This window comes from Glycomyces terrestris, from assembly GCF_003933745.1.
In the GTDB taxonomy this organism is placed as follows: domain Bacteria; phylum Actinomycetota; class Actinomycetes; order Mycobacteriales; family Micromonosporaceae; genus Glycomyces; species Glycomyces terrestris.
Genome location: NZ_RSEB01000004.1, coordinates 17,635 through 42,409, shown reverse-complemented (window position 1 = coordinate 42,409; position 24,775 = coordinate 17,635). Strand labels below are relative to the sequence as shown.

The 24,775-nt window shown below is 72.8% G+C and carries 19 protein-coding genes and 1 pseudogene; 10 read left to right on the top strand and 10 right to left on the bottom strand.

The window, feature by feature from the left end; translation table 11 throughout:
* Positions 1–5: 5 nt before the first annotated feature.
* The 4 genes from EIW28_RS14295 to EIW28_RS14280 are packed head-to-tail and all read right to left on the bottom strand — an operon-like array spanning position 6 to position 4,259.
* Positions 6–1,034, bottom strand: a complete 1,029-nt coding sequence (locus EIW28_RS14295) for an NAD-dependent epimerase/dehydratase family protein (protein WP_125248402.1) — start codon at positions 1,032–1,034, stop codon at positions 6–8.
* Between the two features lie 20 nt (positions 1,035–1,054).
* Complete coding sequence (locus tag EIW28_RS14290; RefSeq protein WP_125248401.1) at positions 1,055–2,341, bottom strand: hypothetical protein; 1,287 nt, start codon at positions 2,339–2,341, stop codon at positions 1,055–1,057.
* Entirely contained in the window at positions 2,338–3,570 is a 1,233-nt protein-coding gene (locus EIW28_RS14285) for a sensor histidine kinase (protein ID WP_125248400.1), read from the bottom strand. Before EIW28_RS14285 ends, EIW28_RS14290 begins: the two co-directional genes overlap by 4 nt.
* The gene (locus EIW28_RS14280; RefSeq protein ID WP_125248399.1) at positions 3,570–4,259 is read right to left on the bottom strand and encodes a response regulator transcription factor; all 690 of its coding nucleotides are present in this window, start codon (positions 4,257–4,259) and stop codon (positions 3,570–3,572) included. The genes EIW28_RS14285 and EIW28_RS14280 overlap by 1 nt, the downstream gene beginning before the upstream one ends.
* A gap of 113 nt (positions 4,260–4,372) precedes the next feature.
* Here EIW28_RS14280 and EIW28_RS25675 point away from each other — a divergent pair.
* The 5 genes and pseudogenes from EIW28_RS25675 to EIW28_RS14260 all read left to right on the top strand — a co-directional run.
* Positions 4,373–4,819 (top strand): annotated as a pseudogene (locus EIW28_RS25675) (TIGR04282 family arsenosugar biosynthesis glycosyltransferase); the annotation flags it as partial.
* Between the two features lie 183 nt (positions 4,820–5,002).
* Entirely contained in the window at positions 5,003–5,656 is a 654-nt protein-coding gene (locus tag EIW28_RS25670) for a glycosyltransferase family 2 protein (RefSeq protein WP_408612221.1), read from the top strand.
* Between the two features lie 11 nt (positions 5,657–5,667).
* On the top strand, positions 5,668–6,456 hold the full coding sequence (locus tag EIW28_RS14270; RefSeq protein ID WP_197717274.1) for an S-methyl-5'-thioadenosine phosphorylase: 789 nt from the start codon (positions 5,668–5,670) through the stop codon (positions 6,454–6,456).
* 58 nt (positions 6,457–6,514) lie between these two features.
* A complete protein-coding gene (locus tag EIW28_RS14265) occupies positions 6,515–7,618 on the top strand; it encodes a trans-sulfuration enzyme family protein (protein ID WP_125248397.1) in 1,104 nt (367 codons plus the stop codon).
* Between the two features lie 77 nt (positions 7,619–7,695).
* Positions 7,696–9,201: a molybdopterin-dependent oxidoreductase gene (locus EIW28_RS14260; RefSeq protein ID WP_125248396.1), complete on the top strand. Its 1,506-nt coding sequence runs from the start codon at positions 7,696–7,698 to the stop codon at positions 9,199–9,201.
* Here EIW28_RS14260 and EIW28_RS14255 read toward each other — a convergent pair.
* Complete coding sequence (locus EIW28_RS14255; protein ID WP_125248395.1) at positions 9,188–10,045, bottom strand: arylamine N-acetyltransferase family protein; 858 nt, start codon at positions 10,043–10,045, stop codon at positions 9,188–9,190. The two genes, EIW28_RS14260 and EIW28_RS14255, sit on opposite strands and share 14 nt — an antisense overlap.
* 200 nt (positions 10,046–10,245) lie before the next feature.
* Here EIW28_RS14255 and EIW28_RS14250 point away from each other — a divergent pair, with 200 nt between their 5' ends.
* The 4 genes from EIW28_RS14250 to EIW28_RS14235 all read left to right on the top strand — a co-directional run bounded on the left by EIW28_RS14250 (position 10,246) and on the right by EIW28_RS14235 (position 16,540).
* Positions 10,246–11,289 carry a LacI family DNA-binding transcriptional regulator gene (locus EIW28_RS14250; protein ID WP_125248394.1) on the top strand — a complete coding sequence of 348 codons (1,044 nt, stop codon included), beginning with the start codon at positions 10,246–10,248 and terminating at the stop codon, positions 11,287–11,289.
* Between the two features lie 59 nt (positions 11,290–11,348).
* Positions 11,349–12,065: a FadR/GntR family transcriptional regulator gene (locus tag EIW28_RS14245; protein WP_125248393.1), complete on the top strand. Its 717-nt coding sequence runs from the start codon at positions 11,349–11,351 to the stop codon at positions 12,063–12,065.
* 294 nt (positions 12,066–12,359) lie between these two features.
* Complete coding sequence (locus EIW28_RS14240; protein ID WP_125248392.1) at positions 12,360–14,396, top strand: alpha-galactosidase; 2,037 nt, start codon at positions 12,360–12,362, stop codon at positions 14,394–14,396.
* 32 nt (positions 14,397–14,428) lie between these two features.
* Positions 14,429–16,540, top strand: coding sequence for a beta-galactosidase (locus EIW28_RS14235; RefSeq protein ID WP_125248391.1), 2,112 nt, complete (start codon positions 14,429–14,431; stop codon positions 16,538–16,540).
* A 348-nt stretch (positions 16,541–16,888) separates the two neighbouring features.
* On the opposite strand, the gene EIW28_RS14230 is transcribed toward EIW28_RS14235, so the two are convergent.
* The 3 genes from EIW28_RS14230 to EIW28_RS14220 all read right to left on the bottom strand — a co-directional run bounded on the left by EIW28_RS14230 (position 16,889) and on the right by EIW28_RS14220 (position 20,541).
* Entirely contained in the window at positions 16,889–18,541 is a 1,653-nt protein-coding gene (locus tag EIW28_RS14230; protein WP_125248390.1) for a type 2 periplasmic-binding domain-containing protein, read from the bottom strand.
* Positions 18,542–18,619: 78 nt separating this feature from the next.
* Positions 18,620–19,576, bottom strand: a complete 957-nt coding sequence (locus tag EIW28_RS14225) for a carbohydrate ABC transporter permease (protein ID WP_125248389.1) — start codon at positions 19,574–19,576, stop codon at positions 18,620–18,622.
* 14 nt (positions 19,577–19,590) lie between these two features.
* Complete coding sequence (locus tag EIW28_RS14220; protein WP_197717273.1) at positions 19,591–20,541, bottom strand: ABC transporter permease; 951 nt, start codon at positions 20,539–20,541, stop codon at positions 19,591–19,593.
* Positions 20,542–20,915: 374 nt separating this feature from the next.
* Here EIW28_RS14220 and EIW28_RS14215 point away from each other — a divergent pair, with 374 nt between their 5' ends.
* Entirely contained in the window at positions 20,916–22,304 is a 1,389-nt protein-coding gene (locus EIW28_RS14215; protein ID WP_125248388.1) for a glycoside hydrolase family 43 protein, read from the top strand.
* Positions 22,305–22,381: 77 nt separating this feature from the next.
* Here the strand turns inward: EIW28_RS14215 and EIW28_RS14210 are convergent, their stop codons facing one another.
* Both EIW28_RS14210 and EIW28_RS14205 read right to left on the bottom strand, forming a co-directional pair.
* Complete coding sequence (locus tag EIW28_RS14210) at positions 22,382–23,695, bottom strand: ricin-type beta-trefoil lectin domain protein (protein WP_125248387.1); 1,314 nt, start codon at positions 23,693–23,695, stop codon at positions 22,382–22,384.
* A 264-nt stretch (positions 23,696–23,959) separates the two neighbouring features.
* A complete protein-coding gene (locus tag EIW28_RS14205) occupies positions 23,960–24,727 on the bottom strand; it encodes a FadR/GntR family transcriptional regulator (protein WP_125248386.1) in 768 nt (255 codons plus the stop codon).
* Positions 24,728–24,775 lie beyond the last annotated feature (48 nt).

Below are 24,775 nucleotides of genomic sequence, written 5' to 3'. Positions count from 1 at the left end.
CCGGGTCAGCGGAGCGGGTCGCGGGCGAAGGCGCGCATGCCGTCGGCGAAGGCGGTCTCGGCGCGGAAGCCGAGGGCGTCGGCGGCGAGGTCGGGGGCGGCGACGACGTGCCGGACGTCGCCGAGGCGGTACTCGCCGGTGACGACCGGTTCGGGTGCGCCGGGGTGGGCGGCGGCGAGGGCGCGGGCCATGTCGGCGATGCTGTGCGGTTCGCCGCTGGCGATGTTGCAGGCGCCCTCCCAGGGGCTGTCGAGGGCGAGGAGGTTGGCGCGGGCGACGTCGTGGACGTGGACGAAGTCGCGGACCTGGGCGCCGTCCTCGAACACGCGCGGGGCGGTTCCGTGTTCGAGGGCGCTGCGGAAGATGCTCGCGACGCCGGCGTAGGGGGTGTCGCGGGGCATGCGGGGACCGTAGACGTTGTGGTAGCGCAGGGCGCAGACGCGGGCGCCCGATTCGCGCCCGTACAGGGACGCGAGGTGCTCGGTGTGGACCTTGGTGGCGGCGTAGACGTTCCGGGGGTCGAGCGGGGCGTCCTCGGTGACCGGGGCCCAGGCGAGGGCGGTGCCGCAGCGGTGGCAGCGGGGTTCGAAGCGGCCCGCGTCGAGGTCGGCGCGTCGGCGCGGGGCGGCGCGGACGTCGCCGTGGTCGGGGCACCGGTAGCGGCCCTCGCCGTAGACGACCATGGAGGAGGCGACGACGAGGCGGCCGGTGAAGCCGCGGCGCCACAGGGCCCGCAGGAGCGCCGCGGTGCCGGCGTCGTTGTCGGCGACGTAGCCGGTCACGTCGTCGAAGTCGACGCCGAGGCCGACGCGGGCGGCCTGGTGGCAGACGGCGTCGACGCCCGCGACCGCGCGGTCGACGGCGTCCTCGTCGTTGAGGTCGCCGACGACGAGGTCGACCGCGTCCGGCAGGTCGGGGGCCTCGGGGTGGGCGGCGAGGGAGTCGAGGACGACGACGTCGTCGCCGCGGGCGGCGAGCCGGTCGACGACGGCCCCGCCGATGAAGCCGGCGCCGCCGGTGACGAGTACGCGCATGGTTCGGTCCTTTCTGGAGTTCACCACTGCACGCGGAGCGCGGCGGCGAGGACGAGGGCGGCGGCCAGTTGGAGCCCGAGCCACGCCCGGGGGCGGGTGAGGGCGGCCCCGGCCAGGAGCACGAGCGGCATGAACGGCTGCCAGATCCGCTCCACTTCGGAGGAGGACAGGCCGGAGAGGTCCGCGGCGGCCACGGCCGCCAGGCACGAGCCGACCACGATCCACATGCGGCGGTCGCGCAGGCGCGCCAGCGCGACCGCGAGGGCCGGGCCGAGCGCGAGCGCGAACACCGCGAGGTTCGCGAGCAGGAAGTACCAGTAGCCGCGGGCGGCGGCCACTCCGGCGGCGTACCGCTCGCGGGTCGCCGCGAGGCCGTCGAGCCACCAGTAGCCCCACAGGAGCGGCAGGAGCACCACCGCGGCGGCGAGCGCGCCGCCGCCGAGGAGGACGCCCCAGCGGCGGCGGCGGACGGCGACGGCGAGCAGCGGGACCGCCAGGAGCGCGGCCGAGAACGAGAGCATCAGGGCCGCGCCGGCGAGGAGGCCGCCCGCGGCGGTCAGCGCCGCGGCCCGGACGCCGGTGCGGCCGGTCGCCAGCACGAGGCAGGCGAGGGCCGCGAGCGCGGCGCCGGCGAAGACGAGGTCGGCGTTGTTCTGCCAGAACGCGGCCGGCGCGATGACGAGGAACGGCGCGGCCCGGCGGGCCTGGCGTTCACCGGCGACCTCGCGGCCGATCGCCAGGGCCGCGGCGACCGCGGCGGCGACGCCGAGCTTGACGACGGCGTTCTGGAACACGAGTCCTTCGAGCCCGAGCTGCTCGGCGGCCCAGAGGCACAGGACCAGGCCGGGCGGGTGGGACTGGAGGTGGACGGGGAACTCGCCGGTGAGCTGGACGGCGGTGTAGGTCTCCAGGAAGGCCCCGGGTCCGCCGGCCGCGTCGACGAGCGCGGTGTGGCGCGCGTAGTGGTGGTCGAGGTCGGTCCAGGTGCGCGGGTGGGAGTGCGCGAGCGCCATCGCCGCGCTGAAGGCGGCACCCGCGACGGCGGTGGCGACCGCCGCGTACCGCCAGCGCCACCGTTCGCAGATCCGCGGCAGGTACCCGATGGTCAAGGCGCCCACCGCGACGGGGGCGAGGAGCCCGGGGTGGAGGTGCCATTCCCAGGAGCCGTACAGCGGCATGGCGTCGAGTTTGAGGTCGGCGGCCGCGGTGGCGAGCTTGTGCTGCCCGAGGAGCCACGCGAGGGCCAGGAGCAGTGCCCAGGCGGCGAGGACGGCGGCGGCCTGGAGCGCCGGGCGGCGGTCCGTCACGCGCGGGCTCCACTGGGGAGGGTCACGGTGAAACGGCAGCCGTCCCCGTGGTTGGCGACGGTGACGGTGCCGCCGTGGGCTTCGACGAGGCCGCGGCTGATGGCGAGGCCGAGGCCGCCGCCGCGGTCGTCGCGGCCGCGGGCCTGGTCGCCGCGGAAGGCGATGTCGAACACGCGGGGCAGGTCGGCCTCGGGGATGCCGCCGCACGCGTCGGTGACGTGCACGACCGCGCCGCCGGCGGTCGCGGCGGCCTCGACGGCGACCGCGCGGCCCGGCGGCGTGTGCCGGATCGCGTTGTCGATGAGGTTGTCGAGGGCGCGGCAGAACTCGCGGGCGGCGACGTCGATCGGCGGGAGCGGCGCGACCCGCTCGACCAGGGTGACGCCCTTGACCTCGGCGGCGGCGCCGGCGCCGGCGAGGGCGTCGGCGAGGGCGTCGCAGACCTCGACCTTCTCGCGGCCGAGCCGCAGGGAGCCGCTGTTGATGCGGGAGAGCTCGAACAGGTCGTCGACGAGCGCGGTGAGGCGTTCGGCGTCGGTGCGGATCTGGGAGTGGTACCGCTTGACGGCCGCGTCGTCGTCCACGACGGCGTCGTCGAGGGCCTCGGCCATGGCGCGGATGGTGGCGAGGGGCGCGCGCAGGTCGTGGGAGACCCAGGCGATGAGTTCGCGGCGCGAGGCTTCGAGGGCGCGCTCGCGGCGGCGGGACTCCTCGAGGCGGCGGGAGACGTCGGCGAGTTCGCCCGCGAGCGCGGCCAGTTCGCCCGGGCCGGTCACGGGCGGGGCGATCGCGGCGGCGATGCGGCCGTCGCCGCCGACCATGGTGCGCGCGTAGGCGCCGACCTGCTGGGCGCCCGCGCCGATGTCGTCGCCGAGCTGCCAGGCGGCGCCGAAGGCGACCCCGGAGGCGACGATGAGGACGACGAAGAGGAGGACGAGGTCGTGGAAGGAGATGAACATGGCGAGCGCTGCGGTGACGACGCCGGTGGCGGCGACCAGGACCGAGGAGAGGGCGACGGTCATGGTCTGGACGCGGGCGGGCCGGCTGCGCAGGCGGCGCAGGACGAGGCCGCCGGCGACGCCCGCGGCCGAGGAGGCGACCCCGGCGACGGCGACGAGGATCGCGATGTCCCTGGGCGGGAAGTCGAACGCGACGGCGAGGACGGTGGCCGCGGCGAGGGCGACGGCGAGGATCACGAGGGAGCCTGCGAGGCGGCGCGGGTGGGCCATCACGGCTCCCACCGGTAGCCGACGCCGCGCACGGTCGTCAGGTGGCGGGGCGCGGAGGCGTCGGTCTCGACCTTCTCGCGCAGCCGCCGCACGTGGACGGTCACGGTGGACGTGTCGCCGATGCTCCAGCCCCACACGGTCTCCAGGAGCTCCTCGCGGCGGAAGGCGCGGCCGGGGTGGGTCATGAAGCACACGAGGAGGTCGTACTCCTTGGTGGTGAGCGTGATCGGCTCGCCCTTGCGGCGCACGGTGTGGGCGCGGGTGTCGATCTCGACGTCGCCGCCGGTGAGGAGCGCGGCGGGGGCGGGCGGGGCCGAGGCGCGGCGCAGGACGGCCCGGACGCGGGCGGCGAGCTCGCCCGGGGAGAACGGCTTGGTGACGTAGTCGTCGGCGCCGAGGTCGAGGCCGGCGATGCGGTCGTTCTCCTCGCCGCGGGCGGTCAGCATGACGACGGGGATCGCGGTGGCCTCGCGCAGGCGCCGGCAGACCTCGAAGCCGTCCATGCCGGGCATCATCAGGTCGAGGACGACGAGGTCGGGGAGGGTCGCGAGGGCCTGGCGGAGCCCGGACTCGCCGTCGGGCGCGTAGTCGACGTCGTAGCCGTCGCGGCGCAGGTACCGGGCGACGACCTCGGCGAGCGCGGGGTCGTCGTCGACGACCAGGACGCGCGCGTCGGCTTCGGAGCTCATGGCCCAACGATGCCCGATCGCGCGCGCCCGCGTCACCCGACCGGCCGAGACTTTCGCATACCGTAAGAATCCTCCGCCGCTGCGGCGCCGGTTTCCTCCGTAGCATCGGACGCATGCAGCGGACCCATCTCCTCGTCATGGCGAAGGCCCCGGTCCCGGGCCGGTCCAAGACCCGCCTCTCGCCGCCGCTCACGCCCGCGGAGGCCGCCTCGGTGGCCGAGGCCGCGCTCGCCGACACCCTCGAGGCGGTCGCGGCGTGCGGCGCGGACCGGCGGATCCTCGCGCTCGAGGGCGAGCCGGGACCGTGGCTGCCGGAGGGGTTCACGGTCGTCCCGCAGGTCCAGGGCGGGTTCGGGGAGCGGCTGGCCGCGGCCTGGGCGGTCGCTGGCGGGCCGGGCCTCCAGATCGGCATGGACACCCCGCAGGTGACGCCGGGCCTGCTCGACGCGGCGCTGGGCGTCGTGCTCGACGGCGCGGACGCGGCGCTGGGCCTCGCCGAGGACGGCGGCTGGTGGGCGCTGGGCCTGGCCCGGCCGCACCCGGACGCGTTCCGGGGCGTGCCGATGAGCCGCGGCGACACCGGTCTGCTGCAACGGAAGCGGTTGGAGGCACTCGGACTGGCGGTGGCGGACCTGCCGGTGCTGCGCGACGTCAACGACATCGGGGACGCCCGCGCCGTGGCCGCCCTCGCCCCGGAGACGCGCACGGCGCGCCGCGTGCGCGAGCTGTCGGAGCCGGCCGCCGTGGACGTGGTGCTGCCGGTGCTCGACGAGCGGGAGGCGATCCCGTGGGTCCTGTCGCGCATGCCCGCGGGCTACCGCCCGATCGTGGTCGACAACGGCTCCGCGGACGGGTCGGGCGAGGTGGCCGCCCGGCTGGGCGCCCGGGTCGTGACGGAGGCGCGCCGCGGCTTCGGCGCGGCGTGTCACGCCGGGCTCGCCGCCGCCACCGCGCCGGTGGTGGCCTTCATGGACTGCGACGCGACCCTCGACCCGGCCGACCTGCCGCGGGTGTGCGCGCCGGTCCTGGCCGGCGAGGCCGACCTGGTGCTCGGCGCGCGCGACGCCGAGGCGGGCGCGCAGCCGCTGCGCAACCGCCTCGCCAACCGGTACCTCGCGCGCCAGGTGCGGCGCCGCTGCGGCGCGGACGTGACCGACCTCGGGCCGATGCGCGCCGCCCGGCGCGAGGCGCTGCTCGGCCTCGGGATCGCCGACCGCCGCTCCGGGTGGCCGCTGGAGATGGTGCTGCGCGCCGGACGGGAGGGCTGGCGGATCGCCGAGCTGCCCGTCCCCTACCGCCTGCGCACCGGCAAGAGCAAGGTCACCGGCACGATCGGCGGGACCCTCCGGGCCGTCAAGGACATGCGGGCCCAGTTGGCGCGCTTCGAACGAGGATGAAGGAGCAGGCAGTGCAGACGTCACCGCGAGCGGACGTCGGCGTGTTCGGCGGCTCGGGGTTCTACGCCCTCGCCGACGGCGCCGAGACCTGGGAGGCCGACACGCCGTGGGGGCCGCCCTCGGCGCCGGTCACCATCGCCGACGTCGGGGGCGTCCGGGTGGCGTTCCTCCCCCGGCACGGCGTCGACCACCGGTACCCGCCGCACCGGGTCAACTACCGGGCCAATGTGGACGCCATGCGCAGCCTCGGGGTGCGGGCCCTGGTCTCGCCGTTCGCGGCCGGATCGCTGCGGCCCGAGATCAGGCCCGGCGAGTTCGTCGTCTGCGACCAGCTCGTCGACCGCACCTGGGGCCGCCCCTCCACGTTCTACGACGCCTTCGACGACGGTCCGGTGCACGTGCCGTTCGCCGAGCCGTACGATCCGCGCCTGCGCCGCGTCCTGCTCGACGCCGCGGCCGAGACCGGCGTGACCGCGCACGACGGCGGCACGGTCGTGGTCGTCAACGGGCCCCGCTTCTCCACCCGCGCCGAATCGCGCTGGCACCGCGAATCCGGTTGGCACGTCGTCAACATGACGCAGTCGCCCGAGGCGCCCCTCGCCATGGAGGCCGGCATCCCGTTCGCGGGGATCGCGCTCGTGACCGACTACGACGCCGGACTCGACGAGGACCCCGACGTCCCGCCCGTGACCGACGCGGCGGTCTTCGCGGTGTTCGAGGCGAACCTCCACAAGGTGCGCGAACTCCTGCACGCCGCGGTCCCGCGGCTCGCCCAGGTCACCGGACCAGCGGGAACGTAAGCGAAATGTAAGGACATTCCGTTGATCGCGGACGGCCCCCCGCCGTAGCGTCAGCCCCATGAGCGACAAGCGAACCCGCTTCGAGACCCTGGCGGTGCACGGCGGCGAGCCGCGGCCCGCCGCGGACGGCTCGGTGGTCTTCCCCCTCTACCAGGGGACCGTCTTCGAGGCCGGCTCCGGCGGCGACGCGCCCTACATCCGGTTGGGCACCAACCCGACCCAGCGGCACCTCGAAGCCCGGCTCGCGGCCCTCGAAGGCGCCGAGTCCGCCGTCGCCACCGGCTCGGGCATGGCCGCCATCACCGCCGCGCTCCACAGTGTCCTCGGCAGCGGCGGCCACCTCATCGCCGCGGGCGCGTTCTACGGCGGGACCCACCGGTTCCTCGCCGAGCACGCCGCCCGCCTGGGCTGGGACTTCGACCTGGTCGACCCCGGCGACGCGGCCGCGTGGCGCCGGGCCCTGCGCCCGCGCACGAGGGCGTTCCTGACCGAGACGATCACCAACCCCACCATCCGGGTCGGCGACCTCGTCGGCGCCGCCCGCTTCGCCCGCGAGCACGGCCTCACCTCCGTCATCGACAACACGCTGGCGACGCCGGTGGTCTTCCGGCCGCACACCGTCGGCTTCGACCTGGTGTGCCACTCCGCGACCAAGGCGCTCAACGGCCACTCCGACCTCGCCGCCGGCGTGGTGACCGGCACGCGCGAGCGCCTCGAGCGGGTCCGGTCGGTCCAGCGGGCCTACGGGTCCGCGCTCGACCCGCACGCGGCGTTCCTGCTCTCCCGCGGACTGAAGACGCTCGCGCTGCGGGTCCGGCAGCAGAACGCGAACGCGCAGGCCGTAGCCGAACTCCTCGCCGGGCACGAGGCGGTCGCGCAGGTGCGGTACCCGGGTCTGGCCGCGCACCCGGACCACGGGCGGGCCGCGGCCTGGTTCGACGGGTTCGGATCGGTCCTCACGTTCCGCGCCGCCGGCGGCGGCCCCGCCGCCGAGGTCGTGGTCAAGGCGCTGCGGCTGCCGTACGACGCCTCGAGCCTCGGCGGCGTCGAGTCGCTGGTGACGCGCCTCGGACCGCACGGCCTGGTGCGGTTCTCGGCCGGGATCGAGGCCCCCGCCGACCTGGTCGAGGACTTCGCGCAGGCGCTCGACGGCGCCCGCTGAGGCGGGCGGGCGCGAAGTTTAGCGGATCGTAAGCGCCGGCAGCGGTTCCGCAGGGCGAGAAGCGCGATCATGGGGTCATGGACACCGTGCACCCCGCTCCGCCGCGCGCCTGGGCCGCGGCCGGGCTCGTCGCCGCGCTCGCCGGCCTCGCCGTCGGGCATCTGGCCGCCGCGCTCACCGCACCGCGCGCCGCGCCGCTGTCGGCGCTGGCCGACACCGTGATCGCGATCGTGCCCCTGGAGGTCTCGCACTGGTTCATCGAACTGGTGGGGACGCTCGACAAGCCCCTGCTCATCCTGGGACTGGGCATCGGCGTCGCCGCCGTGGGCGCGGGGACCGGGGTGCTGTGGCGGACACGGCCGTGGCTCGCCCGGGCCGCGGTCGCGGCGCTCGGCCTGGTCGGGGCCGCGGCGGCCGTGGCGCTGCCGGGGCTGGGCGCGGCGGCGGCCGGGCCGTCGCTGCTGGCCGCGGCGGTCGCGCTCGGCGGGATCGAGTGGTGGGACCGCCGGTTCGGGGCCCGCGAGGCCGAAGGGCGGCGCCGGTTCCTGGCCGTCGCGGGCGGCGTCGGCGCCGCCGCGCTCGCCGGCTCGTGGTGGGCGGGCCGCGTGGGCCCGGCCGGGGTCGAGGCCGACCGGGAGGCGGTGGCGCTCCCCGAGGCGGACGCGCCCGCGGTCGAACCGGGGCCGGTGGCGGACTTCGAGGTGGACGGCCTGGCGCCGTACCGGACGCCGAACGGCGAGTTCTACCGCATCGACACCGCGATCACCGTCCCCCGGATCGATGTGGACGCCTGGCGCCTGCGCGTGCACGGCATGGTCGACCGCGAGCGCACCTACACGTTCGACGACCTGCTCGGCCGCGAGCTCATCGAACGCGACATCACGCTGTGCTGCGTGTCGAACCAGGTCGGCGGCGACCTCATCGGCAACGCCCGGTGGCTCGGCGTCTCGCTCGCCGACCTCCTCGCCGAGGCCGGCGTGGACCCGGCCGCGGACCAGCTCGTCTCCCGCTCCAGCGACGGCTGGACCGCCGGGTCGCCGACCGAGCTCGTCTTCGACGGCCGCGACGCCATGATCGCCGTCGGCATGAACGGGGAGCCGCTGCCGGTCGACCACGGCTGGCCGGCCCGCCTGGTGATCCCCGGCCTGTACGGGTACGTGTCGGCCACGAAGTGGCTCACCGAGCTCGAGCTGACCACGTTCGACGCCTACGACGCGTACTGGATCACCCGCGGCTGGTCGACGCCGCGGCCGATCAAGACGCAGTCGCGCATCGACACGCCGCGGTCGAAGGCCGACGCGGGCGCGGTCGTCGTGGCCGGCGTCGCGTGGGCGCAGCACCGCGGCGTCTCGGCGGTCGAGCTCCAGGTCGACGGCGGCGAGTGGCGGCCGTGCGACCTCTCGGACGTCGCCACCGGCGACACCTGGCGGCAGTGGAAGTACGAGTGGGACGCGCCGTCCGGCGACCACACGCTGACCGTGCGCGCCACCGACGGCGAGGGCGAGGTCCAGACCAGCGAGGTCCGGGGCGTCGTCCCCGACGGGGCCACCGGCCTGCACACCGTGCGGGTCACGGTCGCGTAGGCGGCTCCGCGGCCAGGTCGGTCAGGCGGCGCACCAGCAGCGCGGCCTCCTCGGGGTCGGTGCGGATGCCGAAGACGTCGTCGAGGAGCTTCGGCACCTCGTGCGGCTCGACGGCCTGCTTCGCGGGGGCCGCGCCGGGGCGCTCGGTGGTCCAGGTGAGCGCGTCGAGCGTGTCGTACCGGTCGGTGCGCAGCCGCTGCACGTACGGGCGGATGGCGAACGGCGAGCGGTCGTTCGAGGCCACGTAGTGGTTGCCGACCGCGTAGTCGACGGCGTACTGCGGGTTCTCGGTGAAGACCTGCCGCACCTGCCAGGCGTCCTCGCCGTCGCGCTGGTGCACGGCCCAGCCCGGGGAGCCGTGCGTGATCTCCTGCCAGCGCAGCAGGTACGGCCAGGGGCCGGCGTCGCTGGTGGCGCCGTCGACGAGGTCGATGGGCTCCAAGGGGCTGTGGCCGAAGCCGACGTCGACGAGGCGGCGGGTCCCGTCGAGGTCGACCAGGAGCATCGCGTGGGTGGCGGGGCGCGGGCGGTGCTGGTCGGCGCCGAGCTGCACCCGGCCGGAGACGGCGGTGAAGTCGAAGCCGAGCTTCTCGAGGACCGCGGCGAACAGGGTGACGTGCTCGAAGCAGTAGCCGCCGCGGCCGCGGCGGATCAGCTTGTCCTGCAAGGAGGGCAGGTCGAGTCTGACCTTGCGGTACAGGAAGCTGTCGAGGGTGTCCCACCTGACGTTCAGCACGTGCGCGCGCTGGAGGGCGCGCAGGGTCGCCAGCGTCGGGGCCCGGTCGCCCTCGTAGTGCAGGAAGGCGAGATAGGCGTCGAGATCGAGTTCCTCACTGTTCCACATGTGCCTGGCAACGCCGTTGCCGCGGAGCGCATTCCGTCGTGTCGCCCGGATCGCACCGGCCCGGGCTGAGGCGTGCTGGTCGGGTTCGGGGTCGCGGGTCGGGTCCACCGGGGCGGCGGCGTCCGGCGAGACCGGTGCGGTTCGGGAGGGGGCGCGGCGCGAGGGGGAACGTCTGAGGCGCATGGCGTTAGACTGCCGCGATGAGCCCCTCCCAAGCAGGCGCCGGCACTGAGACGCCGGACGGACCGTTGACGATCGCGCAGCTCGCGGCCTTGGCCGGGGTCTCCACGGCGACGGTGTCGAAGGTGGTGAACGGCCGCTCGGACGTGTCGGCGGCGACCCGGGACCAGATCGAGGAGCTCATCCGGACGCGGGGCTACCGCAGGCAGCGGCGCCCGGCGAAGTCCGCGGCGCTCATCGACGTGCTCTTCCACGAGCTGCGCAGCTCGTACGTCATGGAGATCCTGAACGGCATCCGCGAGGTCGCGCGGGCGCACCGGATCGGTGTGGTGGTCTCGGAACTGGCGGGGCGGCGCGTGCCGGGCGGGGACTGGATCGAGGACGTCCTGGCGCGCCGCCCGCTCGGGGTCGTCTCGGTGTACGCGGGGCTGGCGCCCGACCAGTGCGACCGGCTGTACAGCCGCGACGTGCCGCTGGTGCAGCTGGACCCGACCGGCGACCCCGAGCACGACGCGCCGTCGGTGGGGGCCGGGAACTGGAGCGGGGGCCTCAGCGCCGCCAGGCATCTGGCCGCGCTGGGGCACCGCCGCATCGGCGTGGTGAGCGGGCCGGAGAACATGGAGGCGGCGCGGGCACGGCTGGACGGCTTCCGGTCGGCCCTGGACCTGGCGGGCGTGGAGGCCGATCCGGGGCTCGTGCGGCCCGGCGACTTCAGCATCGAGACGGGCCGCGTCCACGCCCTGGACCTGCTGCGGCTGGACGAGCCGCCGACGGCGGTCTTCGCGTGCAACGACTCGTCGGCGGTCGGGGTCTACCACGCCGCCGCGCAGCTGGGCGTGCGCATTCCGGAGGACCTCAGCGTGGTCGGCTTCGACGACCTGCCGATGGCGAAGTGGATGATCCCGCCGCTGACCACGGTCCGGCAGCCGCTCAAGGAGATGGGCGCGGCCGCGGCGCGCATGATCGTCCGGCTCGCGGAGGGCGGGGCGCTGCCGCAGCAGCGGGTGGAGCTCGCCACCGAGCTCGTGGTGCGCGACAGCACCGCTCCCCCGAGGGGGCGCTGAGCGCGGGTGCGGTCGGGACCGGCGATGGCGGGCCTCCCGGCTCAGACATACTTGCTCCCATGTCACGCACCGACGACGTCGTCAACGGCATCAGGCACATGATCCTCAGCGGCGAGCTGAGCCCCGGCGAGCGGCTGCCCGTCGAGAAGGACCTCGCCGAGCGGCTCGGGGTCTCGCGCGGGTCGCTGCGCGAAGGGGTCCGGGCGCTGTCGATCCTGGGCGTGCTCGACACCCGGCAGGGGGACGGCACGTACGTGACCGGGCTCGACGTCTCCCGGCTGCTGGCGCCGATGGGGTTCGTGGTCGAGCTCCAGGGCGAGGGCCAGGCGCGGCACGTCCACGCCATCCGGCGCCTGCTGGAGACCGAGGCGGTGCGCCTCGCGGCCTCCCGCATCCCGGACGAGGCCGTGGCGGAGGCGCGGGCGCTGCTGGACGAGGCCGCGGCGCTGCTCGACACCGCCCCGGACGAGCACGAGCGGATCATCGAGATCGACATCGCGTTCCACCGCATCATCGCCTCCCACACCGGCAACCCGGTGCTGGCCGGGATGATCGAGGCCCTGGCGGGCCGCACGGTGCGCGAGCGGCTGTGGCGGAGCCTGCGGGAGGCCGGCGCGGACCGGCGCACCCATGAGGAGCACCTGGCGATCTGGCGGGCGCTGCGCGACCGGGACCCGGACGTGGCGCGGGTGCGGATGGCGAACCATCTGCTGGGCGTGGAGGAGTCACTGTTGGATCTGGGCGACGAGGCGCCGCCGGTCGGCGCGGCGGATTGAGGTCCGACGCCTCATTCATTCGATCTTTCCGCGGAGCGAGCGGAACTTTTTTGACGGGTTGTTACGTTTGAACGGCACGTATCCGACATACCTCGCTTGACAGCGGCACGATGAACCATCGATGATCGCAAACATCTGATTTTCGAGCACAGGAGTGACCGTCGATCCGTCCCCACGCGCCACGAGTTTGTTTATTCAAACATCCATATTTAATGATGTCCGGTGCGCCGGGTCCCGCGGCCCCTCCCGGACGTCCGTCCGCCGCCGTCCCGCGCGAGGTTGAGAGGAAGACCGATGACCAACGCCGACATCGAGTTCGAATGGCACCGTCCCGGACTGCACCTGCGGTTCGCGCACGGGGACGGGCCGGTGCGGCTCGTGCGCCTCGCCACCGGCCCGGAGGCGCGCTCGGCGGTCGTGCCGTGCCCGATCGTCGAGCTGCACACCGCGGGCCGCAACCGCGAGCACAACACCCAGATCTACGTGCGGTCGGTCGCGGGGGTGCGGCTGCGGTACGCGGGCCACGAGTCGGACGGGGACGAGCTGCGCGTCCGACAGCGCGAGGAGGCGTCCGGGATCGAGGTCGTCAGCGTCTTCCGGGCGGCGGGCCCGGGCCTCCAGATCACGCAGACGGTGCGGAACACGGGGTCGCGCGACCTCATGCTCACGATGGTCGCGTCAGCGGTCGTCTCGGTCGCGGGGACCGGGTACGACGTGCTGTGGGGCCGCAGCGAGTGGCTCGGCGAGAACCGGTGGGAGCAGCGGCCGCTCACCGAGCTCCTGCCGGACCTGGCGTTCGGGCGGTTCGGCTTCACCGGGCGCGGGCACTTCGCGGTGACGAGCCACGGCTCGTGGTCCAGCGGCGAGGTCCTGCCCACGGGCGTGCTCGCCGCCGCGGAGGGCCCGTCGGTGGCGTGGCAGGTCGAGACGAGCGCGGGCTGGCACTGGGAGCTGTCGCGCGGGGCCGACTCGGTGACCCTCGGCGTGCTCGGCCCGACCGACCTGGAGCACCAGTTCGTGGAGCGGCTGGCGCCGGGCGGTGAGTTCACGAGCGTGCCCGCGGGCCTGGTGGTGGCCGACGGGGGCCGGGACGCGGCGTTCGCGGCGCTGACGGGCTACCGGCGGGCGATCCGGGTGCCGCGCACGGCCGACGGGCGGCTGCCGGTCGTCTACAACGACTACATGAACACGCTCATGGGCGACCCGTCTACCGAGAAGCTGCTGCCGCTCATCGAGTCCGCGGCGGCGGCCGGCGCGGAGTGCTTTTGCATCGACGCGGGCTGGTTCGCGGGGCCGGAGGGCTGGTGGGCGGGCGCGGGCGAGTGGCGCGAGGGCCCCGACCGGTTCACCGGCGGGCTCCTGGCGGTCACCGACGCGATCCACCGCGCGGGGATGCGGCCGGGGCTGTGGCTGGAGCCGGAGGGCGTCGGCGTCAAGTCGCCGGTGGCCGCGCGGCTGCCGGACGAGGCGTTCTTCTGCCGGTATGGCGAGCGCGTCGTGGAGGGGAACCACTACCAGCTCGACCTGCGGCACCCGGCGGCGCGCGCGCACCTGGACGAGACCGTGGACCGGCTGGTGGAGGAGTTCGGCGTCGGGTACTTCAAGCTCGACTACAACGTCAACATCGGGGCGGGCACGGACGTCGGCGTCGCGGCGCCCGGCGCCGGGCTGCTGGGGCACACCCGCGCGCTGCGGGACTGGCTGCTCGACGTGCAGGAGCGGCATCCGCGGCTGCTGATCGAGAGCTGCTCGTCGGGGGCGATGCGGATGGACTACCACCTGCTGTCGGCCGTCCACCTCCAGTCCACGAGCGACCAGCAGGACTACCGGATGTACCCGGCCGTCGCGGCCGCGGCGCCCGCGAGCGTCCTGCCCGAGCAGGCCGGGAATTGGGCCTACCCGGCCGCGGATATGACGCCCGAGGAGACCGCGTTCGCGATGGTCTCGGGCGTCATGGGACGCATGTACCTCTCGGGGTTCCTGCACGAGCTCGGCGCGGAGCAGACGGCCCTGGTCCACGAGGCGGTGGCGCTCCACCGGGAGCGGCGCGGCGGCATCGCGGCCGCGCACCCGGTGTGGCCGCTGGGCCTGCCGGGGTGGAACGACGAGGTGATCGCGCTGCTCCTGGAGGCCGACGGCGGCTCGCTGCTGGCGGTCTGGTCGCGCGGCGACGCGGCCGAGCTCGCCCTGCCGGACCTGCGCGGGCGCGCGGTGCGGCAGGTGTACCCGGCCTCGCTGCCGAAGTGGACGGTCCGGGAGCGCGACGGCGTCCCGGTCCTCGACGTCCCTCCGGGGACCTGCGCCCGCGTCTTCGACGTCACCCCTCACTGATCCGCACTGCACCGATTGACGAAGGAATCTTGATGTCCGAGTGGCCCCAGCCGATCTTGTTCGGCGCCGCCTACTACTACGAGTACCAGCCCGACGTCCTGGACGGCTTCGACACCGAGCGCGCGAAGCGCCGCCTCGAGGAGGACCTCGACCTCATGGCCGAGGCCGGGTTCTCCGTGATCCGGGTCGGCGAGTCGGTCTGGAGCACGTGGGAGCCGGAGAACGGGCGCTTCGACCTCGACTGGCTCCAGCCGGTCCTGGACGGGGCCCTGGAGCACGGCATCGGCGTGATCCTCGGGACCCCGACGTACGCGGTGCCGCCGTGGCTGGCGCGCCTGTACCCCGAGATCGCCGGCGAACACCGCACAGGGCAGCGGATCGCCTGGGGCGGACGCCAGGAGGTCGACTACACCCACCCGGCCTTCCGCTTCCACGCCGAACGCGTCATCCGGAAGATCCTCGACCGCTACGCCGACCACCCCGCGGTGATCGGCTTCCAGGTCGACAACGAGCCCGGGCTCCAGCTGTTCCACAACGAGGGCGTGTTCCAGCGCTTCACCGACCACCTCCGACACGCATACGGGGACGTGGCGACGCTGAACCGCGAATGGGGCCTGGTCTACTGGTCCCACCGGCTCTCCACCTGGGCCGACCTGTGGCGCCCCGACGGGAACGCGCAACCGCAGTACGAGCAGGCGTGGCGGCGCTTCCAGACCGAGCTGACCACCGAGTTCATCGCCTGGCAGGCCGACATCGCACGCGAGTACGCCCGCGACGACCAGTTCGTGACCACCTGCATCTCCTACGGCCGGCCCGGCATCGACGAGCGCGCCGTGGCCGAGCGCATGTCGATCACCGCCGGGAACCCGTACTACCGCATGCAGGACGGCTTCGCGCTGGGGCAGGAGCCGGTCGGCGGGCACTGGTCGCAGCCTGGGGTGGCGGCGCTGTACCGGGCGGCCGACGCGATGTACGGCTCGCGCCAGGAGCCGTTCCTGGTCACCGAGACGAACGCCCAGGCCATCGGCGAGTCCTGGCACAACATGCCCGCGTACGAGGGGCAGTGGCGGCAGGCCGCGTGGGCGCTGGTCTCGCGCGGGGCCAGGATGATCGAGTACTGGCACTGGCAGAGCCTGCACTACGGCACCGAGACGTACTGGGGCGGCATCCTCCCCCACAGCCAGCGCCCCGGCCGCGTCTACCGCGAACTCGCGCAGCTCGGCGCCGAACTGCGGAAGGCCGGCCCCGTGCTCGACGGGCTGGTCCCCCACGCCGACGTGGCCGTCCTGTACTCCAAGGAGAGCGAGTGGGCCCTCGCGGCGCAGCCGGCCCTGGCGAAGCCGGACGGCGGCCCCGACCGCGACTCCTTCCACTCGATCGCCGCACCGTTCTACAAGGGCGCCTTCGACGCCGGACTCCAAGCCCGCATCATCCACACCGAGCAACTGGGCTCACCCGAGGACGCGGCCACGCAGTACCCGGTGCTCGTGGCAGCCGGAATCTACACCGCCGACGACGACCTCCTGGACTGGCTCGACCAGTACGCCGCCGCAGGCGGACACCTCGTCCTCGGCCCGCGCACCGCCTACGCCGACCAAGAGGCCCGGGCCCGCCTCGAAGTCAAACCCGCACGCCTCGCCGAAGCGGCCGGAGTCTGGTACGACGAGTTCGCGAACCTCGCCGAAGCAATCCCCGTCCACGCCGTCGAAGGCTCCGGTCTGGAGCTGGGCGCGGACGCGGCGGGCGTGCACTGGGCCGACGGCCTGATCCTCGACGGCGCGCAGGCGCTGGCCGAATACTGGCACCCGCACTACGGCCGCTTCCCGGCGGCGACGACGAAGGAGCACGGTCGCGGCCGGGTGACCTGTGTCGGCACAATCCCGAACGACGCCTTCGGCTCGGCCCTCTTCACCTGGATCGCCCCCGCGGGCGCCTGGCGCCCCGAGCATCAGACCGTGACGGCCACCAGCGCCACCACGCCCGCGGGCGACACGATCCGCTTCGTGCACAACTGGTCCTGGGACCAGACGGAGGTGCCCCTCCCGGCCGCGGCGGTCGACCTCCTCGACGACACGACCTACGACCAGGGCGCCGCACTCCCCTTGGGCCCCTGGGACGTGAAGATCCTCCGCGAAACCCGCTGAAGACCTAAGCGTGTATACCGTCCCAAACCCCCACCCACCCAGAGGGGAACCGTAGGCACGATCCTTGCCGACGGGTCCGACAGAACACCGGGCGCACGGCGCCCGTGTCCCTCGAAAGAGGACACGGGCGCCTTGCTCTGTTCAGTTCGGTCCGGCCGCGAGACGGGTGGAGGTCGGCGGCTCGCTTTCCTGGAGGGGGTGGGGCGGTCGGGGAAGGCGATGCGGATTGCGAACGCGGTTCGGTGTCGAATCCGGTGCGGGGGCGGCGTCCGCCGTCAGCCGGATGGCAGGGGGGCGGGCCGCCTCGTCGTCTTGACCCCGAGGCGGCCCGCCGGAGCGGGGACCGTGTTACTGAGCGGCGTCCCATGCCTCCTGGTAGATCTCGACGTACCGTTCGGCGCCGAGGTCGGTGAGGTTCTGTTGGAACTCGGCCCAGTCCTCGTCGCTGTCGATGTCGCGCACGCCGGTGACGAACTCGGCGCTGGCCTGGACGACGAAGTTCTCCACATTGGTCTGGATCGTGGCGAGCTCGGTCGCGGTCTCGCCGGTCACGGCGACCTCCCAGTACGGGAAGCGCTCGTCGGACTCGTGGCCCTCGTAGAGCTGCGTGGCCTCGAAGAGGCGGCGCTCGTAGCCTTCGGGCGTGTAGACGTCCGTGTCGGTGACCTGGCTGTTGCGGAACTCGGCGTCGCTGAAGAACTGGGCGATCGGGCCCCAGGAGTTGTTCAGTCCCTCGCCCTCGGGCGGGGTGAGGGTCTTGAAGCTCGGCTCCAGGGTCTCGTCGAGGGCGACCTCGCCCGCCTCGGGCCGGGCCCAGTTGACGCCCTCGACGCCGAACTCTCCCTGGAGGTGGCCCTCGTAGGACACCATGTAGTCGAGGATCTGCATGAGCTTCTGCTGCTTGGCCTCGCTGGAGCGGTTGGTGATGACGAAGGTCGCGCCCGGGGCCGCGCCCGCGCCGCCGGCGCTCCAGAACGTGTCGCTGCCGGCGGGGCCGGTCAGCGGCGGGACCGCGTCGTACTGCGTGTAGCGGCCGTCCTCGTGGTCGTTGGTGACGAACCACGGGTGCATGACGGCGACCGAGCCGAGGATGACGCCGTCGGCGCTGTTGCCCTTGGCGTTGAGCGCCTCGCCGTTCTGCGTGAAGGCGCCCTCGTCGATCAGGCCGTCCTCGTACAGGGAGGCGACGTACGAGATCGCCTCGCGCCATTCGTCACGCGTCGGTTGCAGGGTCACGGTGCCGTCGACGGCGCCGAGGGCGGCCGGGGTGACGCCCTCCGCGTTCGAGTACATCTCCGCGGTGTAGACGAACGGGTTCATCAGGTACGACAGGAGCGAGCTCCCGCCCGCTGCGGAGAGGGGGATCTCGTCGGCCTGGCCGTTGCCGTTGGGGTCCTCGTTCTTGAAGGCCTCCAGCACGGTCCGCAGCTCGTCGGGCGTGGTGGGCTGCTCCAGGCCGAGCGTGTCGAGCCAGGCGGAGTTCATCCACAGCTTCGACGGGTACGAGCAGTGGTAACAGTCGTTCCACGCCGGGATGCCCCAGATCTTCCCGTCCGGGGCGGTCGCGAGCTCCTTGAAGCCGGGCTCCTTCTCGAACGCGGCGGTGAGGTGCGGGGTGTCCTCGCCGATGAGGTCGTCGAGGGGCACGATCACGCCCTGGCCGCCGAGCTTCACCAGCTCCTCGGCGGAGAACTGGTCGACCCACGGGATGAGCATGTACGCGTCGGGGTAGTCGCCGCTGGCGAGGGAGATCTGCCGCTTCTCGGCCGCCGCGGCGCCGTCCCAGGTGGTGGTCTCGAAGTCGAGTTCGACGTCGAACTTCTCCTCGAGGACCTTGGTGAAGGCGTTCTCCTCCAGGTCCACGTCGGTGCCCTGGGGGGCGAAGATGGTGATCACGTCGTCCGGAGTGGTCTCCGGGCCGGAGGAGCACGCGGCGAACGCGGTCGCCGCGACGGCCAGGGCCGCACCGGCCGCTGCCGCTCGAAGGACTCTGCTGGTCATCGTTGACTGCCTTTCGAAGAGGAGTTGGGTGGAGGAGGGGCGCGCCGCGGGTCGGCCGGCCGCGGCGGGGTCGGCGGCTCAGCCCTTGACGGAGCCGAGCATCACGCCCTTGGTGAAGTGGCGTGCGACGAACGGGTAGACGAGGAGGACGGGCACGGTCGACACGACGATGAGGGAGAACTTCATCAGGTCGGCCAGCTGCTCGGCCGCCATCTGGTCGGCGAGGTTGGTGCCGCCGGTGTTGTTGACGATCAGGACGTTCCGCAGCACCAGCTGGAGGGGGTAGAGCTCCTCGCTGCGCAGGTAGATCAGGGCGGAGAAGTACGAGTTCCACTGGCCGATGCCGTACATGAGGGCGATGACGGCCAGGAGCGGCTTCGACAGCGGCAGCACCACCGACCACAGGTAGCGCAGGTCGGAGGCGCCGTCGAGCTGCGCGGCCTCGTACAGCTCCCCCGGGATCGAGGTGCGGAAGTACGTCATGGCGATGAGCACCTGCCAGGCGCCGATCGCGGCGGGCAGGATGATCGCCCAGCGGGTGTCGAGCAGGCCGAGGGCCCGCACGACCATGTAGGTGGGGATGAGGCCGCCGGAGAACAGCATCGTGAACAGGACGCCGCCGATGAGCACCTTGCGGCCCACCAGCTCCGCGCGCGAGAGCGGGTAGGCGATCATCACGGTGAGGGCGAGGCTCACGAGCGTCCCGACGACGGCGTAGAAGATCGAGTTGCCGAAGCCGGTGAGGATCGCGTCGCTGGTGAGGACCGCCTCGTAGCCGATGAGCGAGAAGTCGACCGGCCACAGGAACACCCGGCCGCCCGAGACCGCCGCCGGGCTCGAGAACGAGCTCGCGACGATGTTGACGAGCGGGACCAGCACGATGAGCAGGAACGTCGACAGCAGGACGTACACGCCGGCCATGAAGACGCGGTCGACGCGGGTGTCCTGGACGGTGGTGGAGCGGCGCTTGGGCTTGCGGGCCTTGGGTTCCGGCTCGGCGCCGGGCGCCGGGCGGGTCGCGGTCTCGAGGGTCATTGCAGGGGCTCCCTTCACCACAGTCCGTTGCCCGTGACGCGCTTGGCGACCTGGTTCACGACCAGCAGCAGGATGAGGTTGATGACGGAGTTGAACAGCCCGACCGCGGTCGCGAGGCTGAAGTCGGCGTTGAGCAGGCCGATCTTGTACGTGTAGGTCGCGATGATCTCGGAGGTCGAGAGGTTCAGCGGGTTCTGGAGCAGGAACGCCTTCTCGAAGCCGACCGCCATGATGTTGCCGACGCTCAGGACCATGACGACCACGACCGTGGGCGCGATGCCGGGCAGGTCGACGTGCCAGATCTTGCGCAGGCGCGAGGCGCCGTCGAGGCGGGCGGCCTCGTACAGGCTCGGGTCGATGCCCGCCAGCGCGGCCATGTAGATGATCGCGGAGTAGCCGGCGGTCTGCCAGACGTCGCTCCAGACGTAGACGCTGCGGAACGCGTCCGGGTCGGCCAGGAGGTTCGCGTTCATCCCGAAGAAGCCGAGGACGTCGGCCATGAAGCCGATCCGCGGGGAGAAGATCAGGATGAGCATGGAGACGACGATGACCGTGGAGATGAAGTGGGGCGCGTAGGTGACCATCTGGACCGTGCGCTTGAAGAAGCGGGCGCGGACCTCGTTGAGGGCGAGGGCGAGGATGATCGGGACGGGGAACCCGGCGAGGAAGCCGTAGAGGCTGAGCATCAGCGTGTTGCGGATGAGGTCCCAGGCGACGGGGTTGGCGAAGAAGCGTTCGAAGTGGTCGAACCCGGCCCACGGCGAGCCCCAGATGCCCTGGACGACGTTGTAGTCCTTGAAGGCGATGACGTTGTTGGCCATGGGGATGTAGTGGAAGACCACGAAGTAGGCGACCGGGAGGACCAGCAGGACGTACAGCTGCCAGTGGCGGCGGAGGTTGCGCCTGCGGGTGCGGCGGCGGCGTTCGCGGAGGGCGGCCCGCGGCGGGGCTGCGGCGGCGGTCACCGCGGTGGTCCTTGCGTCCGGTGCGCCGCGCGGCGGCGCTCCCCGTTCCAGATGCTCACGCCCGCTCCTTTGCGTTCGGTTCCAGGAATGTTGTTCACGCTAGGACCGCGCGCTCGTCGCCGTCAACACTTGAAGCGGTTAAACATCAGATTTTTTTACCGGTAAAGGTCGCTCACGGGTGACTGAGGCTGAAGTTTTCGCGGTTTTGTCCTGTGATTTCTGAGTCGTCGATCGCATTGATCGAACCTTTCGACGCGCAGCGCACGGTCACATCGAAATCGATCTATTTACATGTGATGGCGCCGTCGCTACCCTGAGAGCACCCTCCGCAACTTTCGAGGAGACTTCCGAACGTTTCGAAGACGAGGTTCCCCATGCAGACATCCCATCGGAGGCGGACGGCGGTGCTCGCGGTCGCCTTCGCGTTCGCGGCGGCCGCGCTGAGCCCGGCCGCCGAACCGTCGCCCTCCCCGGCGCAGGCCGACAACCCGATCATCCAGACCATCTACACCGCCGACCCCGCCCCGCTGGTCCACAACGGACGGGTGTACCTGTACACCGGGCACGACGAGGACGGCTCGACCTGGTTCACCATGCGCGAGTGGCGGGTCTGGTCGTCCGAGGACATGGTCAACTGGACCGACCACGGCTCGCCGCTGAACATCGACACCTTCAGCTGGGCGCGCCAGGACGCCTGGGCCGGCCAGGCGGTGGAGCGCAACGGGAAGTTCTACTGGTACGTCCCGGTCGTCAACGACGCGACCGGGCGGATGGCGATCGGCGTGGCCGTCGCCGACAACCCGACCGGCCCGTTCCGGGACGCGCTCGGGCGGCCGCTGGTCGAGAACGGCGAGATCGACCCCTCGGTGTTCATCGACACCGACGGCCAGGCGTACCTGTACTGGGGCAACCCGAACCTGTGGTACGTCAAGCTCAACGCCGACATGACCTCGTACTCGGGCGGCGTCAACCGCATCCCGCTGACCACGCAGGGGTTCGGGGTCCGGCCGGGCGGGACGGACCGGCCGACGCTCTACGAGGAGGGGCCGTGGGTGTACAAGCGCGGCTCGCTGTACTACATGGTCTTCGCGGCGCAGTGCTGCTCGGAGCACATCGCGTACTCGACCGCGCCGGGGCCGACCGGGCCGTGGACGTACCGCGGGACGGTGATGCCGACGCAGGGGTCGAGCTTCACGAACCACCCGGGGGTGATCGACTACAAGGGATCGTCGTACTTCTTCTACCACAACGGCGCGCTGCCGGGCGGCGGCGGCTTCACCAGGTCGGTGGCCGTCGAGCGGTTCACGTACAACGCCGACGGGACGATCCCGATCATCAACATGACCACGGCCGGACCGCCGCAGGTCGGGACGCTCAACCCGTTCACGCGCCAGGAGGCCGAGACGATCGCGTGGGCGAACGGGGTGGAGACCGAGCGCTCCTCCGAGGGCGGCATGAACGTCGGCTGGATCGAGAACGGCGACTGGATCAAGGTCGAGGGCGCGGCCTTCGGGTCCGGGGCGCGGACGTTCACCGCGCGGGTGGCCTCGGCGACCGCGGGCGGGCGGATCGAGGTGCGGCTCGACGGGCCCAACGGGCCGCTCGTGGGCACCTGCACCGTCCCGGGCACCGGCGGATGGCAGGTCTGGACGAACGTGTCGTGCCCGGTGAGCGGCGCGACCGGGACGCGGGACCTGCACCTGAAGTTCACCGGCGGCGGCGGTTACCTGTTCAACGTGAACTCATGGCAGTTCACCGCCTAGCGGCGCAACGGAACGGGCCTCCCGCGAGGGAGGCCCGTCCTCTCAGTGCCGGCGTCGAGGACGCGCCGGCCGGTCGGTCAGACGAAGGTCCACTTCTGGGCGGCCGAGCCGTTGCAGCTCGCCAGGACCACGCCGGTGCCGTTGGCGGTGCCGCCGTTGGTCGTCGCCAGGCACAGGCCCGAGGCGACGCCGGTGATCGAGCCGTCGGCGTTCACGTTCCACTGCTGGTTGGCGCCGCTGTGGCAGTCCCAGATGATCACCCGCGTGCCGGGTGCGGTGGCGGCGCCCTCGGCGTCGAGGCACTTGCCGCCGTAGACGGTCAGCTGCCGCGAGGCGGTGCGGGTCCACTGCTGGTTCGAACCGGTGTGGCAGTCCCACAGCTGGGTGGTGGCGCCGTTCGCGGTGGACTGGGCCGAGACGTCGAGGCAGCGGTTCGCGGCGTTGTTGCGGACCTGGTCGGTCTCGGCGGGCGGGGTCGAGGAGAACTGGCTGATGAAGTTCCAGACCTCGTTCTTGACCCAGCTGCGGGCGCCGCTCTCGCAGCCGGTGCAGCCGTCGACCGGGCCCTGCTGGTGGCCGCCGTCGAACGCGGCCCAGCGGACCGGGTAGCCGGCGCGGCACGAGTAGTTGGTGGTGATGTGGGTGCCGCTGCCGGAGGCCGGCTCGCGCGGGCTCTGCTGGGCGCAGCCGTTGTTGGCCACGAACCGGTCGCGCATCGCGCGGGCGTTCGGCATGCTGTCGGTGACGCCCTGGATGCCGAAGTAGGCCACGGCGCCCGAGCCGCCGCTGCACCCGCTGACCGGGCCCGGGACGGCGATGGCGATGACCGCGCGGAACACGTTCGGGCGGGCGCAGGCGAGCGCGTAGCTCATCGCGCCGCCGTAGCTGAAGCCCAGGGAGAACCGCTGCGACTCGTCGACGCAGAGGTCGGCCTCGATGCGGCGGATCATGTCGTCGAAGAACACGACGTCGATGCCGTTCGAGTTGGCCCAGGCGTTGTTCTGGCCCTGCGGGGCCACGAAGATCGCCGAGCCGCCCGAGAGGGCGTCGAGGCCGTAGTGGGCGTAGACGGCGCCGTCGCTGCCGCCGGAGGCGACGTCGTTGGCGGTGCCGCCCCACCAGTGGTTGCCGAAGATCAGCTTGTGGGGCTTGTTGCGGTCGTAGCCGGCGGGGATCTTGAGGATGAAGGAGCGGTTCTGGCCGCTGCTCTGGATGGTGTGGGTGCCGCTGGTGAGCGTGGGGGCCTTGCCGCACCCCGAGCTCGCCGTCGCGCTCACGTCGGCCGCGGCGGGGGCCGCGGGCGCCTCGGCGGCCTGCGCCGTCGCGGCGCCGGCCAGCGCCAGGACGGCCGCCGCCGCGAGACAGGCGAACGCGGATCTGAATCTCGACATCGGAAGCTACTCCTTGAGGTCAGGCTCGGTGGAGACTGCACTGTGGACCGGCGCCGCATGAGAGGTCCATGAAGGAGGATGCGGCCCACCGAAGTCTGGAATCGCTCCCAGAACGGGTCGGGGGAACGGGCCGTGCAACGCCTTGAATATCGACGTCAGTCTATATAGATTGGATGTATGCCGTCAAGACCCGAGTGTTATCCGAAGTTCGCCCCTGAATGTCCTTGCCGTCCAGGCACAGACATCAGATCTTTGCGGCCTGCGTCAGCGCGCGAGGCGGTCCGGATCGCCCTCGGCGCCGCGCCGCACCAGCCAGGCCTCGGTGATGTGGGCGAACATCGCCGCGGCCGCGCCCTCGGCGTCGCCGGCCGCGATGCGCTCGCAGACGCGCCGGTGCCCGCGGTTCGACGCCTCGCACAGCGCCCGCTCGGTGCGGCCCATGTACCTGGCGGTGTTGATGACCTGGCTCTCGAGCGAGCGCACGACGGCGCGGGCGATGCGGTTGCCGGAGGCGCGCATGACGGCGTCGTGGAAGGCCCGGTCGTGCTCGTGGTAGGACTCCGGGTCGTCCACCAGCGCGTCCATGCGGTCGACGAGGTCCCGCATGCGGTCGAGCGCGTCCCGGTCGGCGGTGCGGGCGGCCACGTGCGCCATGTCGGCCTCCAGGAGGCGGCGGGTGACGACGAGGTCGTCGAGCACGCCGAGGGTCCCGTCCTCGTCGATGGTCGCGGCCAGCACCTGCTCGTCGAGCAGGTTCCAGGAGGTCGGCGGGAGCACCTGGGTGCCCGAGCCCTGCCGGATCTGGACCAGGCCCTTCTCCTGGAGCACCTTGACGGCCTCGCGGACCACGGTGCGGCTCACCGAGAACGCGTCGCACAGGGCGTGCTCGGCCGGGAGGGCGGCGCCGGAGGGGTAGTCGCCGCGGACGATGCGCTGGACGAGCTCGGCGGTGACGGCCTTGGCGAGGTTGGCGGGGCGGCGGGACCAGGCGGGGGGCGCCGGGTCGGCGCCAGGTCGCTGCACTGTCGTCATCGGACCTCCGTCTGCCCCGGGCGCCGGTCGGGCGCGGTTCGCGGCCGA